Origin of the sequence: Allobosea lupini, assembly GCF_900109525.1 — a bacterium.
Taxonomy (GTDB): Bacteria; Pseudomonadota; Alphaproteobacteria; order Rhizobiales; family Beijerinckiaceae; genus Allobosea; species Allobosea lupini.
The window spans coordinates 1-17,147 of record NZ_FOAN01000017.1; the positions used below are offsets into that span (position 1 = coordinate 1).

Annotated in this window: 12 protein-coding genes; 4 read left to right on the forward strand and 8 right to left on the reverse strand. The window is 67.3% G+C overall.

What is annotated here, in order from left to right; genetic code table 11:
• The coding region (locus tag BMZ21_RS28540; protein WP_208862396.1) for a DNA translocase FtsK 4TM domain-containing protein at positions 1–1,716 on the reverse strand (1,716 nt) is incomplete at its 3' end.
• A gap of 176 nt (positions 1,717–1,892) precedes the next feature.
• Between BMZ21_RS28540 and BMZ21_RS28545 the strand changes: the two genes are divergently transcribed.
• Entirely contained in the window at positions 1,893–2,234 is a 342-nt protein-coding gene (locus BMZ21_RS28545) for an antibiotic biosynthesis monooxygenase family protein (protein WP_091842989.1), read from the forward strand.
• Between the two features lie 67 nt (positions 2,235–2,301).
• Here BMZ21_RS28545 and BMZ21_RS28550 read toward each other — a convergent pair whose 3' ends face one another.
• From BMZ21_RS28550 to tesB, 3 genes are all read right to left on the reverse strand, one after another.
• Positions 2,302–3,726, reverse strand: coding sequence for an ammonium transporter (locus BMZ21_RS28550; RefSeq protein ID WP_244544075.1), 1,425 nt, complete (start codon positions 3,724–3,726; stop codon positions 2,302–2,304).
• Between the two features lie 80 nt (positions 3,727–3,806).
• The gene (locus BMZ21_RS28555) at positions 3,807–4,145 is read right to left on the reverse strand and encodes a P-II family nitrogen regulator (protein ID WP_091842997.1); all 339 of its coding nucleotides are present in this window, start codon (positions 4,143–4,145) and stop codon (positions 3,807–3,809) included.
• A gap of 234 nt (positions 4,146–4,379) precedes the next feature.
• Positions 4,380–5,246, reverse strand: coding sequence for an acyl-CoA thioesterase II (gene tesB / locus BMZ21_RS28560; protein ID WP_091843001.1), 867 nt, complete (start codon positions 5,244–5,246; stop codon positions 4,380–4,382).
• 107 nt (positions 5,247–5,353) lie between these two features.
• On the opposite strand from tesB, the gene BMZ21_RS28565 reads away from it, so the two are divergent.
• Positions 5,354–6,610 carry a ubiquinone biosynthesis hydroxylase gene (locus BMZ21_RS28565; protein ID WP_091843004.1) on the forward strand — a complete coding sequence of 419 codons (1,257 nt, stop codon included), beginning with the start codon at positions 5,354–5,356 and terminating at the stop codon, positions 6,608–6,610.
• 129 nt (positions 6,611–6,739) lie between these two features.
• Here BMZ21_RS28565 and BMZ21_RS28570 read toward each other — a convergent pair whose 3' ends face one another.
• Both BMZ21_RS28570 and BMZ21_RS28575 read right to left on the reverse strand, forming a co-directional pair.
• Positions 6,740–6,949, reverse strand: a complete 210-nt coding sequence (locus BMZ21_RS28570; protein WP_091843007.1) for a Trm112 family protein — start codon at positions 6,947–6,949, stop codon at positions 6,740–6,742.
• Between the two features lie 19 nt (positions 6,950–6,968).
• On the reverse strand, positions 6,969–11,807 hold the full coding sequence (locus BMZ21_RS28575) for an NAD-glutamate dehydrogenase (RefSeq protein ID WP_091843010.1): 4,839 nt from the start codon (positions 11,805–11,807) through the stop codon (positions 6,969–6,971).
• A 178-nt stretch (positions 11,808–11,985) separates the two neighbouring features.
• Here BMZ21_RS28575 and BMZ21_RS28580 point away from each other — a divergent pair, with 178 nt between their 5' ends.
• On the forward strand, positions 11,986–12,579 hold the full coding sequence (locus BMZ21_RS28580) for a peroxidase-related enzyme (protein ID WP_091843167.1): 594 nt from the start codon (positions 11,986–11,988) through the stop codon (positions 12,577–12,579).
• Positions 12,580–13,007: 428 nt separating this feature from the next.
• Positions 13,008–13,376 carry a DUF2794 domain-containing protein gene (locus tag BMZ21_RS28585; protein ID WP_091843013.1) on the forward strand — a complete coding sequence of 123 codons (369 nt, stop codon included), beginning with the start codon at positions 13,008–13,010 and terminating at the stop codon, positions 13,374–13,376.
• Between the two features lie 181 nt (positions 13,377–13,557).
• Here the strand turns inward: BMZ21_RS28585 and BMZ21_RS28590 are convergent, their stop codons facing one another.
• Positions 13,558–14,334 (reverse strand): Bax inhibitor-1/YccA family protein, encoded by a 777-nt coding sequence (locus BMZ21_RS28590; RefSeq protein WP_091843016.1) that lies wholly within the window; start codon positions 14,332–14,334, stop codon positions 13,558–13,560.
• Between the two features lie 217 nt (positions 14,335–14,551).
• The gene (locus BMZ21_RS28595; protein WP_091843019.1) at positions 14,552–17,146 is read right to left on the reverse strand and encodes an ABC transporter permease; all 2,595 of its coding nucleotides are present in this window, start codon (positions 17,144–17,146) and stop codon (positions 14,552–14,554) included.
• Position 17,147 lies beyond the last annotated feature (1 nt).

Below are 17,147 nucleotides of genomic sequence, written 5' to 3' on the forward strand. Positions count from 1 at the left end.
CTCCATCTCGCGCACCGCCCATTTCAGCGCGACCACCGCCTTCTTCGGGTCGGTGACGACGGGGGTGAGCAGATGCGGGATGCCGTCATAGACGGAAAGCTCGAGCATCTTGGGATCGACCATGATCAGCCGGCACTCCTCCGGCTTCAGCCGGTAGAGGATCGACAGGATCATGGTGTTGATCGCCACCGACTTGCCCGAGCCGGTGGTGCCGGCGACGAGCAGATGCGGCATGCGAGCAAGGTCCGCGATCACCGGCTCGCCGCCGATGGTCTTGCCGAGGCAGAGCGCGAGCTTGTGCTTGGTGCCCTCGAAATCCTGGGAGGCCAGCAGTTCGCGCAGGAAGACGGTCTCGCGCTTGGCGTTGGGCAGTTCGATGCCGATCGCGTTCTTGCCCTGCACCACCGCCACGCGCGCCGACACCGCACTCATCGAGCGCGCGATGTCGTCCGCCAGCGAAATCACCCGCGACGACTTCGTCCCAGGCGCAGGCTCGAGCTCGTACAAGGTCACGACCGGGCCGGGGCGAACCTGGCTGATCTCGCCGCGCACGCCAAAATCCTCGAGCACGCCTTCCAGCAAGGTGGCGTTCTGCTCCAGCGCGTCAGTCGAGATGGTGTTGGCCGGGATCTTCTTCGGTTCGGCGAGATAGGTCAGCGGCGGCAGCTCGAAACCTTCGCGATCGAGCAGCGAGGGCTGGGCTTCGCGCGACAGGCGCTTGCCGGGCTTGGGCGCGCGCACCGGCGCGGCGACGCGCGGCGCATTGAGATCGCGCACGTCCTGCGCCTCGAAGGGCTCGTCATCGTCGTCGTAGGCCGGCCGGGCGCTTGGCGCTGCCTTGGCAGCAGCCGGGCGCACGAGCTCGGGGGCGACGACAGGGGACCGGTAGGCCTCCGGATCGCCGGTGAGGTTCGGCTCGCGGCGGACCCGTCCGGTCTGGGCCGGAACGGGCATCGCGCCCGCGCTAGCGGAAGCCGCCTGCGGCGGGCGCGGCAGGCGGCGCAGGATCGCGGCCTTCAGCGCCATGGCGCCATGGGCGACCCAGCCGATCAGGATGACCGAGAACCCCGGTTCGTCGTCGCGACGCTCCTCGCCATCGGCGAAGGGCGCATCGTCGTCCTGGTCGAGTTCGGGATCCTCGTCGGTGACGAAGCCGAAGCCGGCGGCGGCGGTGACGGAGAGGATGGCGATGCCGGCGAAGACGAAGGCGACGAGGCCGCCGAGCGCGGTGCCGCCGAGGCCGACGATGTTGCGGGTGCCCTGCAGCAGCGCGTCGCCGATCACGCCGCCCATCCCGGTCGGCAGAGGCCAGCGCGGCGTCGCCGGCAGGGCGCTCGCCACCGCCGCGCTCGAGACGATGCCGACAACCCAGAGCACGAGCTTGAGGGCGCTGCGATCGAAGAGGTGGAAGCGAATCAGCCGGAGCGACCAGAGCAGCGGCGGCAGCAGCAATGCGACGACGCCAAGGCCCAGCAGCTGCATGGCGAGATCGGCGATCATCGCGCCAGGCCGGCCGAGCAGGTTGTGTACAGTGCCGCGCGTGGCGTTGTTGAGGCTGGGATCGTCGACCGACCAGGTCGCGAGGGCGACGGCGACAGCCACCATCAGCGCGAGCATCGCGATGCCGCCGATTTCTGCGGCGCGGCGCGACAGGAACTCGCGCACCGGATCGGGCAGGCGGTCGATCAGCGATGAGGAGCGTCGGATCGTGCGCATCGGGCCGTGTCTGCGGGCATCAGGAAGGCGGCGAACGCCACCTGTCGAACCGGCAGGTTAGGAAGGTCCGGTTAAGGCCCGCTTAACCTTGCACTGCCGCCGCGGACTGTCAGGAGATCGAGGAACGATCGGCCTGGCCAGGGCATTTTTCAAACAGCAACCGCAAGGAGGGCACGATGGGCAATGGCGACGACAGGATCGCAAGAATTGCCCGGATCTGGCGCGGCCGCACCGTGCCGGACAAGGCCGATGCCTATGCTGCTTATCTGCTGGAGGTCGGCGTCAGGCCGCTGGCGAAGAAGGCGCTGGGTGCGCAGATGTTCCGCGAGGACCGCGAGACCGAGAGCGAGTTCGTGACGATCTCCTATTGGGAGAGCGTCGAGGCGATGTCGCGCTTCGCCGGGCCCGATCCGCGGAAGATCCATCACCTCGAACGCGATGCCGAATTCCTGATCGAATTGCCGGAGAAGGTTCAGGTGCTGGAGATCGTGCTGGACCGCGCGACGAGCCGCGACTGAGCGGCCCAACGAAAAGCCCCGGCGGTCTCCCGCCGGGGCGATGATTCCTGGGAGATGAACCCCTGGTTCAGTCGTGATAGGCGCGCTCGCCGTGCTCGGCGATGTCGAGGCCCTCGCGCTCCTGGTCGGCGGGGATACGCAGCCCGATGATCACGTCGACGACCTTGTAGAGGATTGCCGAGCCGACGCCGCTGAAGACGAGTGTGAACAACACCGCCTTGAGCTGGGCCATGAAGGCCGTGCCGAACTCGTAGGTCGCAGCGACCAGCTCACCAGGCTTGGTCGAATAGTCGGGGATGCCGGCGCCGCCGAGCGCCTGGTTGACCAGGATGCCCGTGGCCAGCGCGCCGATGATGCCGCCGACGCAGTGGATGCCGAAGACGTCGAGCGAGTCGTCGTAGCCGAGCGCGTTCTTCACGGTCGAGCAGAAGACGAAGCAGACCGCGCCGGCGACGAGGCCGAGGACGATCGAGCCCATCGGGCCGGCGAAGCCCGCCGCGGGGGTGACGGCGACGAGGCCGGCGACCGCGCCCGAGACCATGCCGAGCATGGAGGGCTTGCCCTTGACCGCCCATTCGACGAACAGCCAGGCCACCGCCGCCGCCGCAGTGGCGACGAAGGTGTTGATCATGGCGAGCGCCGCGGTGCCGTTGGCTTCGAGGTTGGAGCCGGCGTTGAAGCCGAACCAGCCGACCCAGAGGAGAGCGGCGCCGATCAGCGTCATGGTCAGCGAGTGCGGCGCCATCAGCTCCTTGCCGAAGCCGATGCGCTTGCCGATCAGGATGCAGCCGACGAGGCCCGCGATACCGGCATTGATGTGCACGACGGTGCCGCCGGCGAAGTCGAGTGCGCCCCATTTGAACAGCATGCCGGCATCGGCGTTGACCGCATCGAGCGCCGCCTGGGCTGCGGCCTTGCCGTCGGTGCCGGCATCAGCCAGCGCCTTGGCGGCGTTGCCGACGGCGTCGGGCCCGCCCCAGTACCAGACCATGTGGGCCATCGGGAAATAGATGAAGGTGACCCAGAGCACGGTGAAGAGCAGCAGCGCCGAGAACTTCATGCGCTCGGCGAAGGCGCCGACGATGAGGGCCGGCGTGATGCAGGCGAAGGTCATCTGGAAGGCGATGTAGACATATTCCGGGATGACGACGCCGTTGGAGAAGGTCGCAGCGGTCGAGTTGCCGTCGACGCCGCGCAGGAAGGCCTTGGAGAAGCCGCCGACGAAGTCGTTGAGGCCGCCGCCATTGGTGAAGGCGAGCGAATAGCCGAAGACGACCCACATCAGGCTGACGATGCAGACGATGGCGAAGACCTGGGTCAGCACCGAGAGCATGTTCTTGGAGCGGACGAGGCCGCCATAGAACAGGGCCAGGCCGGGCACGGTCATGAGCAGGACGAGGATCGTCGAGCTCATCATGAAGGCGACGTCGCCCTTGTTGGGCACTGGGGCGGGCGGCGCGGCCGGGGTTTGCGCCAGCGCGGCGCCGGCCATTGCGGCGAAGGCCAGCCCGACCAGCCCGGCCCGGTTAAGGGTCTTGGTGTTCATCGTAAAACTCCTGGGAAGGTCGGGGATCAGAGGGCGTCGCCGTCGGTCTCGCCGGTGCGGATCCGCACGGCCTTCTCGATCGACGAGACGAAGATCTTGCCGTCGCCGATCTGGCCGGTGCGGGCGGCGGCGGTGATGGCTTCGATCACCTTGCCGACGAGGTCGTCGGTGACCGCGACCTCGATCTTGATCTTGGGCAGGAAGCTCACGGCATATTCGGCGCCGCGATAGATTTCGGTATGGCCCTTCTGGCGGCCATAGCCCTTCACTTCGGTCACGGTCAGCCCGTGCACGCCGATGGCGGTGAGCGCGTCGCGCACCTCCTCCAGCTTGAACGGCTTGATGACGGCCATCACGATCTTCATGGCTGGGTTGTCCCCCGCTTGTGCGCCGCCGGACCGCGATCCAAACGACGTCGTTGCGCCTCTCGCGCCCTTTCGAGCCAGGCGCGTCGGGGGATGCCTTTCAAGCCGCGTGCCAACCGGTGGATGTGGCGCGCGAGCGGGCAATGCCGCGATTCCGCCATGATCCGGCGGGGTTCAGCGCATAAAGATGATCAATAATTAGGCAGATGCCGCGAAAGCAGGCGATAAGCGCATTCAGGCGCGATCGGGCCGCGGTCGGATCAGGCCTTCCTGCGCGACCGAGGCGACGAGATTCCCGTCCCGATCGAAGATCAGCCCGCGCGAGAAGCCGCGCGCACCGGAGGCCGAAGGGCTGTCCTGCGCGTAGAGCAGCCAGTCGTCGGCCCGGAAGGGGCGGTGGAACCACATGGCATGGTCGAGGCTGGCGCTCTGGACGCGCCGGTCGAAGACGCTTGTGCCGTGAGCGATCAGGCTGGAATCAAGCAGCATCAGGTCGGAGGCATAGGCGAGCACGCTCTGGTGCAGCGCCGGCTCCTCGGGCAGTGTCTGGGACGCCCTGACCCAGACATTGAATTTCGGTTCCCGCGGCCCATCCGCCGCGTAGCGGCTCATCTCGACGGGGCGGATCTCGATCGGCCGCTCGCGCCGGTAATAGGCGCGCACCGCCTCGGGCATATGTGGCAGCACGTCGCGTTCCATGCCGTCGCGACCGGGAAGCTCCTCCGGCATCGGCACGGCAGGCATGGGCATCTGATGGTCGTAGCCGGGTTCGGCGATCTGGAATGAGGCCGACATCGCGAAGATCGCCGCATCCTTCTGCAGCGCCAGCACGCGCCGCGTCGAGAAGGAGCCGCCATCTCGCAGGCGCTCGACCTCGTACACGATCGGAATCGCCGGATCGCCCGGCAACATGAAATAGGCGTGCAGCGAATGCGGCTGGCGCGCTTCGACGGTCTTGCAGGCGGCATAAAGCGCCTGGCCGATCACCTGGCCGCCAAAAACGCGGGTCCAGCCATTGTCGGGGCTGCGACCCTGGAACCGGTTGTGTCCGAGCGGTTCGAGATCGAAGATCGAGAGCAGGGTGTTGGCGGCTGATGTCATCGGCAGGGACCGGGACGGCCCGGGCTTGCAGCCCCGGCCGGCTATGGGCAAGACGAGACAGCATCAGCAACGAGCGACTCGGCCGCGTCAAGCGGCGCGATGCGAGGATGGCGACAGTGCAGAGACCCGAGAATGCGAGCCAACGCATCGTCATCGCCGGCGGCGGCGTCGCCGGGCTGACGCTGGCAGTGGCGCTGAAGCAGGCACTGGGCGAGAGCTTCGATGTGATCGTCGCCGATCCGACGCTGGCAGGCCCGCCGCGCGCCGACGATCGCGCCTATGCGGTCGCGGCGGCGGCCCGCAACATGCTGGAAGCGCTCGGCATCTGGCGTCTTGCGGAAGCCACCGCGACGGCGATGACCGAGATGATCATCACCGACAGCCGCACGCCCGATCTGGTGCGGCCGGTCTTCCTGACCTTCGACGGCGAGATCGAACCCGGCCAGCCCTTTGCCCATATGGTCGAGAACGGCGCGCTGATGGCGGCACTGCTTCAGGTCGCGCGCGCCAATGGCGTCGAATTGCGGCCCGAGAGCGTCCGTTCAGGCATGGAGAACGATGGTGCGATCGCCGTTGCCTTCGCCGGCGGCGAAAAGCTCGATGCAGCGCTGCTGATTGCTGCCGACGGCGCCCGCTCGAAATTGCGCGAGCAGGCCGGGATCGGCTGGGTCGGCTGGTCCTATCCGCAATCGGGTATCGTCGCGACAATCGGCCATGAGCGGCCGCATGACGGGCGGGCGGTGGAGCACTTCCTGCCGTCCGGGCCCTTCGCCATCCTGCCTTTGGCCGATGGTGGGAAACTCGGCCATCGCTCTTCGATCGTCTGGACGGAGCGCAGCGAGAACGTCCCGGCCTTGCTGGCGCTGGACGAGAGCGACCTCGTGCTCGAGGTCGAGCGCCGCTTCGGCCTGGAGCTCGGCGAGATCGCCCTGGAGAGCCGCCCGGGCGCCCATCCGCTTTCCTTCGGCGTGGCGCGCCGTTTCGTCGCGGACAGGCTGGCGCTGCTCGGTGACGCCGCCCACGTCATCCACCCGATCGCCGGCCAGGGACTCAATCTCGGGCTGAAGGACGTCGCGGCGCTGGCCGAGGCGATCGTCGACGCGGCCCGGCTCGGCCTCGATGTCGGCGGCTCCGAGGTGCTCGAAGCCTATGAGAGGGGCCGGCGCTTCGACACCGTGGCGATGGGCGTGGTTACCGACGGGCTCAACCGGTTGTTCTCGAACGATTCGACCCCGTTACGATTGGCACGCGATCTCGGCCTCGGCCTGGTCGAGCGCATGCCGGGGCTGAAGCGCTTCTTCATTCGCGAGGCGGCCGGCTTGGCCGGGCCGACGCCGCGGCTGCTGAAGGGCGAGATGCTGTAGAATCAGCCGTCATGCTCGGCTTGACCCGAGCATCTCAGGCCGGAAGGAGCTCCGGTCGGCAATACCTCGTGATGAGATTCTCGGGTCTGCGCTTCGCTTCGCCCGAGAATGACCCGGGCACTACCGGCATTACCCTTCCAGCTGGCGCGCCTCTTCCGGCAGCATGATCGGGATGCCGTCGCGGATCGGGTAGGCAAGCTTGGCGGCGCGGCTGATCAGTTCCTGGCGTGCAGCGTCGTATTCCAGCGTCGCCTTGGTGACCGGGCAGACGAGGATTTCCAGTAGCTTCGGGTCGATTCGCGTCACCGCCGGCACCGTGCCTTCCTCGTCCGTATCCATCACCACCTGTCTCCAGACCTCATTTGCGGGGCAGATCGGCCAGCATGCCGGCCGCCACCATCAGCTTTGGCAGGGAGAGGCCCGACATGGCAATGGCCGAAACGGTGGCACGGGTGCGTTCGGCATCGGCGCCGCGCTCGGCCAGCCAGTCCTTCAGCGCGTCCGGGCCAGGCTTGCCGGTCGCGATCTCCTGCGTCAGCCCGGCATGGCCATCGGTCAGGGTCTCGACCGCGCGCTGGCGGGCGAGACGCTCGTAATCGTCGGTCGCCGGGACGGCTTCAGCAGCTGATCTCAGCGTCGAGAAGCCGAAGACCGAATCGGTCCCGAAATGAATCCGGGCGACCTCGACGATGTCGCGCTTGGTCCGGCTGGCGATGTCGACGATGTCGGTCGCCTCGGCGAGCCAGGGCAGGCTGGCGACGCGGATCGCCAGCGCTTCCGGCACGCCTTCGGCCGTGAGTGCGGCGATGCGGGCATTGCGGGCCTGGGCGGCCGCCTCGGGCAGCAATTCGCCGAGTGCGCCCTCCAGCGCCGCGACGCCCTTGGCATAATGCGCCACGGTCTGCTCGATCGCGCCGGGCTTGGCGACGCCGCGACGCAGGAACCAGCGCATCCGGTCGACGACCAGCTCCTGTGCGGCGGCATAGAGCCCGGTCTGCGTCTTGCCCGGCAGCTTGGCGTCGAGCGCGTCGATGGCGCCGTTCAGCGCGATCAGGTCGAAGGCATCGCGGGCTACGGCATAGGCCGCCGCGATCGCCGGCGCCTCGGCGCGGGTCTGGTCGGCCAGCATCGAGACGATGGCCGGGCCGCCGCGGTTGATGATGGCGTTGGCGAGCTGGGTCGCGACGATCTCGCGGCGCAGCCTGTGGCCGGCGATCTCCTTGGCATAGCCCTCGCGCAGAGGCTGCGGGAAATAGCGGACGAGCTCGCTCTTGAGATAGGGGTCGTCGGGGATCGCCGAGTCGAGCAGCGCGTCGTGCAGAGCGAGCTTGGCATAGGCGATGAGCACCGCGAGCTCCGGCCGGGTCAGGCCTTCGCCGCGCTTCTCGCGTTCGATCAGCACGGCATCCGAGGGCAGGTACTCGACGCCGCGATCGAGCCGGCCCTCCTCCTCCAGCCGAACCATCAGCCGGCGCAGATGCGGGCTTGCCTGGATTCCCTGCGCCTCGGTGAGGGAGAGTGCCAGGGTCTGCAGGTAGTTGTTGCGCAGGACGAGCAGGCCGACCTCGTCGGTCATCTCAGCCAGCAGGGCGTTGCGCTTCTTCTCGGGCAGGCGGCCATCGCGAACGGGGTCGGCCAGCGCGATCTTGATGTTGACCTCGACGTCGGAGGTGTTGACGCCGGCGGAGTTATCGATCGCATCGGTGTTGAGGCGCACGCCGTTGCGGGCCGCCTCGATGCGACCACGCTGGGTCGCGCCGAGATTGGCGCCCTCGCCGATCACCTTGGTGCGCAGCTCCGAGCCGGTGACGCGGATCGCGTCATTGGCGCGGTCGCCGACCTGGGCATCGGTCTCGTCGCTGGCGCGGATATAGGTGCCGATGCCGCCGAACCAGAGCAGGTCGACCGGCGCCTTCAGGATCGCGGTCATCAATTCGGCCGGCGTGGCCTGCGCCTTGTCGAAGCCGATGGCCTGCCGGACCTCGGGCGAGAGCGCGATGCTCTTGGCCTGGCGCGAGAAGATGCCGCCGCCCTTCGAGATCAGCGATTTGTCGTAGTCCTGCCAGGACGAGCGCGGCAGGGCGAAGATGCGCTGGCGTTCGGCGAGGCTCTTGGCCGAATCCGGATCGGGATCGAGGAAGATGTCGCGATGGTCGAAGGCGGCGATCAGCTTGATCGCCGGCGAGAGCAGCATGCCGTTGCCGAAGACGTCCCCGGACATGTCGCCGACGCCGGCCACGGTGAAGGGGGTCGTCTGGATGTCGACGTCGATCTCGCGGAAATGGCGCTTCACCGCTTCCCAGGCGCCGCGGGCGGTGATGCCCATACCCTTGTGGTCATAGCCCTGCGAGCCGCCCGAGGCGAAGGCGTCGCCGAGCCAGTGATGCTTCTCGGCCGAGAGCGCATTGGCGGTGTCGGAGAAGGTCGCCGTGCCCTTGTCGGCGGCGACGACGAGATAGGGATCGTCGCCGTCATGACGGACGGTGTCGGGCGGCGGCAGGATCTTCTCGCCGTCGAGATTGTCGGTGAGCTCGAGCAGGGTGCGAATGAAGATGCGGTAGCTCTCGGTGCCCTCGGCGAGCCAGGCGGCGCGATCGGAGGCCGGCGGCAATTGCTTGGGAACGAAGCCGCCCTTGGCGCCGACCGGGACGATGACAGCATTCTTGACCTGCTGGGCCTTGACCAGCCCGAGCACCTCCGTGCGGAAGTCCTGGGGCCGGTCCGACCAGCGCAGGCCACCGCGCGCGACCTTGCCGAAACGCATATGAATGCCCTCGACGCGCGGCGAATAGACGAAGATCTCGTAGAGCGGCCGCGGCAGCGGCATGCCGTCGACCTGGCCGGAGGCGAGCTTGAACGAGATCGTGCCGCGCGGATGGCCGTCAGGCCCGATCTGGAAGAAGTTGGTGCGCAGCGTCGCGTCGATCAGGTTGACAAAGCGGCGCAGGATGCGGTCCTCGTCGAGGCTGGTGACGTCGGCGAGCGCGGCTTCGATGCGCTCGCGCTCGGCCTTCATCTGCTCGGCGCGCTTCTCGTCAGAGAGGTGCGGGTCGAACTTGGCGACGAAGAGCTTCACCAGCCCCGTGGCGATGCCGGAATGGCGGGTCAGCGCGTCGGCGATGTAGCCCTGCGCATAGGGCGCGCCGACCTGGCGCAAATAGCGGCCGAGCGCCCGCAGCAGTGCAGCTTCTCGCCAGGCAAGGCCGGCGGCAAGGACGAGCTGGTCGAAGCGATCGGATTCGGTGAGGCCGCGGAACTGCGCCATCAGCGCCGCCTCGATCGTCGGATCGAGGTTCTCGATGTCGATCTCGCCGCCGCTGGCGCGCTCCAGCGTCATGTCGTGCAGCCAGACTCGACTGTCGGCTCCGGCTCCGCCGTTCTGTTGCGGGGTGATGTTGAAGGTGCGCTCGTTGACGACGCGGAAGCCCATGTTCTCCAGCATCGGCACGCGCTCGGAGAGCGAGATCGCGGCGCCGCGCGAGAACAGCTTGAGATTGGCCCGCGTCGGGCCGTCGCCGTCGCGGCGGTAGAGATTGACGGCGCGCGGCCGCTCCGCCGACAGCTTCTGCAGCATGTCGACGTCGACCAGCGCGTCCTCTGCTGAATAACGCTCGCGATAGGCGGCGCCGAAGGCCTCGGCATAGCGCTCGGCGAGGGACCGGGCGGCGGGACCGGCCTTCTGCGCGTCGAGCGCGTCCTTGAGGCCGTCGCTCCAGGTGCGGACGATCGCGGCGATGCCGGCTTCCAGCGTGTTGCGGTCGATCTTGGGCGTGCGACCCTCGTCGCGCCCGATGATGTAGTGGGTGCGGGCGAGCGGCCCTTCCGGATAAGCCGGATAGGCGGCGGAGACGCGGCCCTGGTAGACGCGGGCGAGGAATTCGCCGACGCGCCGGCGCACCGTGGTGTCGTAGCGATCCTTCGGGATGAAGACGAGCGCCGAGACGAAGCGGTCGAACTCGTCGGCGCGGGCGAGCGCGCGGATGCGCGGCCGCTCGGTCAGTTGCATGATGTCGAGGGCGAAGCGCTCCAGCGTCTCGACATCGATCTGGAAGAGCTCGTCGCGCGGGAAGGCGTCGAGCACGTTGTAGAGCGCGCGACCGGAATAGCTCGACGGGTCGAAGCCGGTGCTCTTGAGCACGCGCGCGACCTTGAGACGCAGATAGGGGATGGAGCGGGCGCTGCCGGTATAGGCGTTCGAGGTGAGCAGGCCGACGATGCGCAGTTCGCCGTCGAGCCGCCCGTCGGGCGTGAACAATTTCACGCCGACATAGTCGAGATGGACGCGGCGGTGGACGCGGCTCTTGACGTTGGCCTTGGTGATGATCAGCGCCTGCGGCTTGGCCAGGAAGGCGCGGATCTCCGGCGTCATCACCACGAGCTCGCGATTCTTGCGCAACACCCGAACATCCGGGTCGCGCAGGATGCCGAGGCCAGAGGAGTCGACCGGGTCGGCGGCGGTGTCGCCACCCGCGAAGCGATAAGCGCGAACGCCGAGCAAGGTGAAATTGTCGCCGGCGATCCATTCGAGGAAATTCAGAGCCTCGGCGACCTCGTCCTCGGGCAGCGGCGGCGGATTGGCGCGATAGGACTGGATCACCTCGGTGATTCGCCCGCGCATCGCGGCCCAGTCGTCGACGGCGAGGCCGACGTCCACATAGACGCGGGCAAGACCTGCGGCGAGGCGCTCGCGGGCCTCGGCGGTGTCGATCCGGTCAAGATGGATATGGATCAGGCTCTCGCGTCGCGTGCCTTCGACCGCGCGGCCCGAGGCCTCGCCGGCAAGCGACTGGAAGGTGCCGTCATCCTTGCGCACCACGGCGAGGATGGGATGGGCGACGAGGCGGGGCTCGTAGCCCTGCTCGGCGAGCTCGGCCAGGGTCGAATCGAGCAGGAACGGCTTGTTGTCGTTGACGACCTCGAGGATGGTGATCTGGCGCTCGCGCCCATCCTCATTCACCGCCTCGTCGCGGAAGCGCAGATTGGGCTCGCCAGGCTTGCGGTTGCCGGTCAGGTGGGCGTAGGCGGCGTTGGCCGCGCGAGCCAGGAGTTCGGGCGGCAGTGCAACGAGATCCTCGGCGACGGTCCGGCCATAGAGCAGCTTGGGGAAGTCCGCGGGCATCGCCGAACCGAGCTTCTGGGCAGCCGCCTCGATCGCGGTGACGGCTGCGGCCGTGGCATTCGCTTCGCGCTTGGCCATAGTCTTCTTCCCCCTGCTATTTTGCCGAAGCGATGACATAGCTCACCGGCTGCTGCAACTTTCGTCGCATCGCAGCAGCCAGATTGCACCAATATGGCGCGGACGCGGCGAGTCGTGCCCAATCCGCGCGGATATCAGCGCGAGGAGTGCAGAGATGACGAAGAAGCATGACAAGGCGATGGTGGGTGAGCAGCCTGCAAAGCAGGACGCGCCGCCGGCCGTGATGGCCCTCTCTCTGCCGCGAGCCGAGCTTTCCGAGGCGATGCAGGCCTATTTCGCAAAATGCGAGGAAAAGCTCGGCTATGTCCCGAACGTCCTGGCCGCCTATTCCCATGACGACGCCAAGCTTCAGGCCTTCGCCACCTTCTACAACGATCTGATGCTGGCCCCGTCGGGTCTCTCGAAGCTGGAGCGCGAGATGATCGCGGTCGCCGTCTCCAGCGTGAACCGCTGCTATTACTGCCTGACGGCGCATGGCCAGGCGGTGCGCCAGCTCTCGGGCGACCCCGTGCTCGGCGAGATGATGGTGATGAACTATCGCGCCGCGCAGCTCTCGGCCCGCCACCGCGCCATGCTCGACTTCTCGGTGAAGCTGACGGAAGAGCCGCACAGGATCGAGGAGGAGGATCGGCAGGCCCTGCGAAACGCCGGCTTCGGCGAGCGCGACATCTGGGACATCGGCGCGGTCGCCGCGTTCTACAACATGTCGAACCGGATCGCCTCGGCGGTCGATATGCGGCCCAATCCCGAATATCACGGCGCGTCCCGGTAGAGCATCTCCGCGCGTCCGTGAAGCGCGGAATGCTCGACCTTTCCATTCTGACGCATTGTCTTCGCGCGAGCCGGTCGCCCCTTCGATCGACAATGCTCTGGGGCCCGGCCAAAAGAAAACGGCCGGCGGAAACCGCCAGCCGTGAGTTGGCTTCGACTCGTTGGCCCGGCCCGCCGCAGCGCCGGAGGGGCTGGGGGGCTGACGTGTCCGGAACCGGACAGGCCGGGCCGCCGAAGCAACGAATCGGAGTTGAGCCCCGTAACGGGGCGTTCGCTGGGCGCAAGCGCGGCAAAATCATGGCAATCACGCTGGCCGCGAAAAAGGATGGTAGGCCTGTCGTCAATCTGTCTTGCAGCGCCCTTGCCAGCGCTGGAGGGCGGGCGCATCATCCCTTGCCGGATCACCACCGGCCACGAAAAGGAGGCGTGATGAGCGAAAGCGAAACTCCGCCAGGTCAGCGAGCGGGCGAGGTCGTCGCCTTTCCGGCTGCTGCCGCGCCCTCCTCCGTCACCTTCGATCGCCGCGAACTGAACGAGTTGCTCAATCTTTACGGCCGCATGGTCGCCGCTGGCGAGTGGCGCGACTACGCCATCGATTTCCTGCGCAACAAGGCACAATTCTCGGTGTTTCGCCGCACGGCCGAGGTGCCGCTCTACCGGATCGTCAAGGACCCGTCGCTGGCGCGGCGACAGGGTACCTATTCGGTGGTGACCGCGACCGGGCTGATCCTGAAGCGCGGCGCCGAACTGAGCCGCGTGCTCAAGGTGCTCGACAAGCGGTTGAGCGTGGTGAGCTGAGCTGATCCACCAGAGCCTTTCCGCGATTCTTCGAATCGCGGAAAGGCTCTAAGTCCTTGTTCTGTCGCATTTTCTTCATGCGAACCGGTGTCCACTTCGCTCGAAGATGCTCTAGGCTCAGTCCAAAAGAAAAGCCCCGGCCGTGAGGCCGGGGCTTCTTTTGTTCAGGCTGTCGCCCTGATCACTCCTGCTTGGAGCCGAAGAGCGAGAGCAGCATCTGGAACATGTTGACGAAGTTCAGGTAGAGCGACAGGGCGCCGTTCACCGAGAGCTTCGCTGCCGACTCGGAGTCCATGTCCGAGTACAGGTACATTTCCTTCAGGCGCTGCGTATCCCAGGCGGTCAGGCCGGCGAAGACCAGCACGCCGATCACCGAGATGGCGAAGGAGAGCGCGCTCGAGGCCAGGAAGATGTTGACCACCGAGGCGATCACCAGGCCGATCAGGCCCATGATCAGGAACGAGCCGATGCCCGACAGCGACTTCTTCGTGGTGTAACCGAACAGGCTGAGGCCAGCGAAGGAGGCCGCGGTGATGAAGAACACCTTGGCGATCGATTCACCGGTGAAGACCACGAAGATCGACGACAGCGAGATGCCCATCACCGCCGCGAAGGCGAAGAACATGGCGCGCGCGGTCGACGAGCTCATGCTCTCGGCCTTGAACGAGAAGAAGAAGATGAAGGCCAGCGGCGCCAGCATCACCACCCACTTCAGCGGGGAAAGGTACAGCGCCTGGCCGAGCGGCGTCAGCGCGGTGACCTTGCCCGAGGGCGAGTAGCCGGCGATCGCCAGCATGGAGATGCCGATCGCCATCAGGCCGGTGATGGCCAGGCCAATGCTCATGTTGTTGTAAACGCCGAGCATGAACGAGCGCAGGCCCTGGTCCATCTCGACGGCGCTGGTCTGCTGGGCGCGGCCGGCGCCCCAGACCTGAGCGTTGCGGTCGAAATCGCTCATGGAGAGAGTTCCCCTTGAAACTTTGCCTGGCGGACATCGCCGTTGCGACACCCGCCGCCGCGCACCAACGTGGCGACATCGCAGAATATGAGGGGGATCAGGCGCCCTTACAAGAGGCAAGCATGGTTAGCGCCGCCCGTGGCATAGAAATTCGGTGGCCAGTCTATGCAACATTACCGTCCGTTCATGTTTATGTCAGACCGACTTGAGTCAGACCTCATAAATTCCTCAGATGAGAAGCGGGCGCCTTCGATAGTATTTGCAGCGTTCCGATCAATCCGAACAGGACGGTGACCACGACGGCTGCAGTCGCAGCGAGGATAGCGCCTGTCGGATCAGGGACGAAATCTATCTTCATCACTTGCGTGACGACGCCCCAGCCGGCCGCGGCACCTGCCAGGAGCCCGAACAGAGCAGACACGACACCGATCCCTGCGTATTCGAGGATGTACGACGAAAGTATGAAGCGGCGAGTCGCGCCGAGCGTCTTCAGGATCATCGCGTCATAGAGCCGCGCCCTCTGCCCGGCCGCCAGAGCACCGGCGAGGACCAGCAGGCTCGCGGTGATGGCAAGGCCCGAGGCGCCGCGAATCGCGCCGGCGAGCTGGCCGACGATGGTGTTGACCGCCTCCAGCGCGTCCTTGACCCGGACTGCCGTCACCGCCGGGAAGGCGATGGCAAGCTGGCGCATCAGCGCGGCGTCGTTGGCCACAGGCGCCGCGCCCTTGTCTGTGACGGTGGCGAGATTGGTGTGCGGCGCGCCGGCGAAGGTGTTGGGTGAGAACACCATGACGAAGTTGATGCCGAGCGAGCGCCATTCGATGTCGCGGAAATTGGCGATGCGCGCGGTGATATTGCGGCCGAGCACGTTGACCGTGAGTTTGTCGCCGAGCTTGAGGCCCAGTCCCTCGACGGCGCGGGCGTCAAAGGAGACCAGCGGCTCGCCGCGGTAGTTTTCCGGCCACCATTCGCCCGAGGCGAGCCTGGAGGCCTCGGGCATGGCGGCGGAATAGGTGATGCCACGGTCGCCCTCGAGCACCCAGGCCATCTGCTCGCTCGCCTTGATCTGCTCGGCCGGGACGTCGTTCACGCTGACGATGCGCCCGCGCATCATCGGCACGCGCTCGACATGGGCGCCGGGACGCTGCTCGGCGAGGAAGCGGTCGAAGGCGGCGGCCTGCGCATTGGGAATGTCGAGGAAGAAGAAGCTCGGCGCCTTTTGCGGCAGCGACTGGGTCAGTTGCCGGCGCAAGCTGACGTCGATGAAGGCGAGCGTCGAGAGCAGGGCCACGCCAAGCCCGAGCGACAGCACCAGCGAGGGTGTCAGCGCACCGGGACGATAGATATTGGCGAGCGCCAGGCGCAGCGCCGGCTGCCGGGGACGCCCGGCGCGCCGGGCCAGCGCCATCAGCCCCCAGGCGATCAGCCGCAACAGCAGGAAGATGCCGGTGGCGGCGCCGACATAGATCAGCGCGATGCGCCGGTCATAGGCGAAGACGAGCGCGACGCCGACGAGGCCGGCTAGCGCGGCCAGGAAGATCGCCCGGTAAATCCAACGCGGCTGGCGCCGGTCGGGCTCGATCTGGTCGCGGAACAGCGCCGAGACAGGAACGTCATGGGCGCGGCCGAGCGGGATGATGGCGAAGACCAGCGCCGTCAGCAGCCCGTAGAGCGCGGCGATGGCGAGTTCGACCGGTGCGAGCGTCGGCTCGAAGGGCAGGGGCAGGATGTCGGCGAGCATATAGCCGAGCGCGAAGGGCGCGGCGGCGCCGAGCGCGAGCCCGATCGCGATGCCGAAGCCCGCGACGAGCATGACCTCGGTCAGATGGATGGCGACGACCCGGCCGCCGGTGGCGCCGATCGCCTTCAGCGTGGCGAAGTCGAGCCGCTTGGCCTCGACGAAACGCCGTACCGCATTGGCGACGCCGACGCCGCCGACCAGCAGCGCGGTCAGGCCGACCAGGGTCAGGAACTGGGTGAAGCGCTCGATATTACGCTGGAAATTCGGGGCGGCGTTGGCGCGGGAGCGGACTTCCCAGCCCGCATTCGGCTGTTCGCGCGTGGCGCTGGCCAGGAGGGCCTCGAGGGCGGCATCGGTATTGGCGCCATCGGGCAGGATGACGCGCGCCGTCCAGCGCACCAGGCTGCCGGGCTGCAGCAGTTCGGACGCCCGCAGCGCGTCCTGCGAGAGGATCAGGCGCGGGCCGAAGCCGACGCCGGCGGCGATCTTGTCGGGCTCTGACGTCAGGCTGGCACGCAATTGCACCCGCGCCGAGCCGATCAGCACGGTGTCGCCAGGCTTGAGGTCGAGGCGGCCGAACAGGACGGGATCGGCGATGCCGCCATAGGCGCCGTCGCGCAAGGCCAGAAGATCGGCCGCCGGCTGGGCCGGATCGGTGCGCAGGTCGCCGATGCTCGGATAGGAGCCGTCGACGGCCTTGAGCTCGACCAGGGCCGCGCCCTTCTCGCCGGCATTGGCCATGCTGCGCAGGGTCGCGATGGTCGAGACACGGCCATGGCGAGCGAGGAAGGCATGTTCTTCGGCGGTCGGCTCGCGATGGATCAGGCTGAAGGCGGCATCGCCGCCGAGAATGCGCCGGCCTTCGCGACCGAGGCCTTCGCTCAGGCCACGCGAGGCCGAGGACACCGCGGCGATCGCCATGACGCCGAGCGCCAGGCAGGCGATGAACACGCCGAAGCCGCGCAGGCCGCCGCGCAGGTCACGCCAGGCGAGGCGCAGGGCCAGCTTCAGGCCGACCGGGCGCCGAATGGGAGCGGAAGGAGTTGTCGAGGGTTTGACGGGCGCATGCATC

What these genes read in the sequence shown, in the direction of transcription:
- BMZ21_RS28545 (WP_091842989.1), top strand. Translation starts at nt 1,893, where the DNA reads ATGGGCAATGGCGACGACAGGATCGCAAGAATTGCCCGGATCTGGCGC.
- BMZ21_RS28550 (WP_244544075.1), bottom strand. Translation starts at nt 3,726, where the DNA reads ATGGCCGGCGCCGCGCTGGCGCAAACCCCGGCCGCGCCGCCCGCCCCA.
- BMZ21_RS28555 (WP_091842997.1), bottom strand. Translation starts at nt 4,145, where the DNA reads ATGAAGATCGTGATGGCCGTCATCAAGCCGTTCAAGCTGGAGGAGGTG.
- tesB (WP_091843001.1), bottom strand. Translation starts at nt 5,246, where the DNA reads ATGACATCAGCCGCCAACACCCTGCTCTCGATCTTCGATCTCGAACCG.
- BMZ21_RS28565 (WP_091843004.1), top strand. Translation starts at nt 5,354, where the DNA reads ATGGCGACAGTGCAGAGACCCGAGAATGCGAGCCAACGCATCGTCATC.
- BMZ21_RS28570 (WP_091843007.1), bottom strand. Translation starts at nt 6,949, where the DNA reads ATGGATACGGACGAGGAAGGCACGGTGCCGGCGGTGACGCGAATCGAC.
- BMZ21_RS28575 (WP_091843010.1), bottom strand. Translation starts at nt 11,807, where the DNA reads ATGGCCAAGCGCGAAGCGAATGCCACGGCCGCAGCCGTCACCGCGATC.
- BMZ21_RS28580 (WP_091843167.1), top strand. Translation starts at nt 11,986, where the DNA reads ATGGTGGGTGAGCAGCCTGCAAAGCAGGACGCGCCGCCGGCCGTGATG.
- BMZ21_RS28585 (WP_091843013.1), top strand. Translation starts at nt 13,008, where the DNA reads ATGAGCGAAAGCGAAACTCCGCCAGGTCAGCGAGCGGGCGAGGTCGTC.
- BMZ21_RS28590 (WP_091843016.1), bottom strand. Translation starts at nt 14,334, where the DNA reads ATGAGCGATTTCGACCGCAACGCTCAGGTCTGGGGCGCCGGCCGCGCC.
- BMZ21_RS28595 (WP_091843019.1), bottom strand. Translation starts at nt 17,146, where the DNA reads ATGCATGCGCCCGTCAAACCCTCGACAACTCCTTCCGCTCCCATTCGG.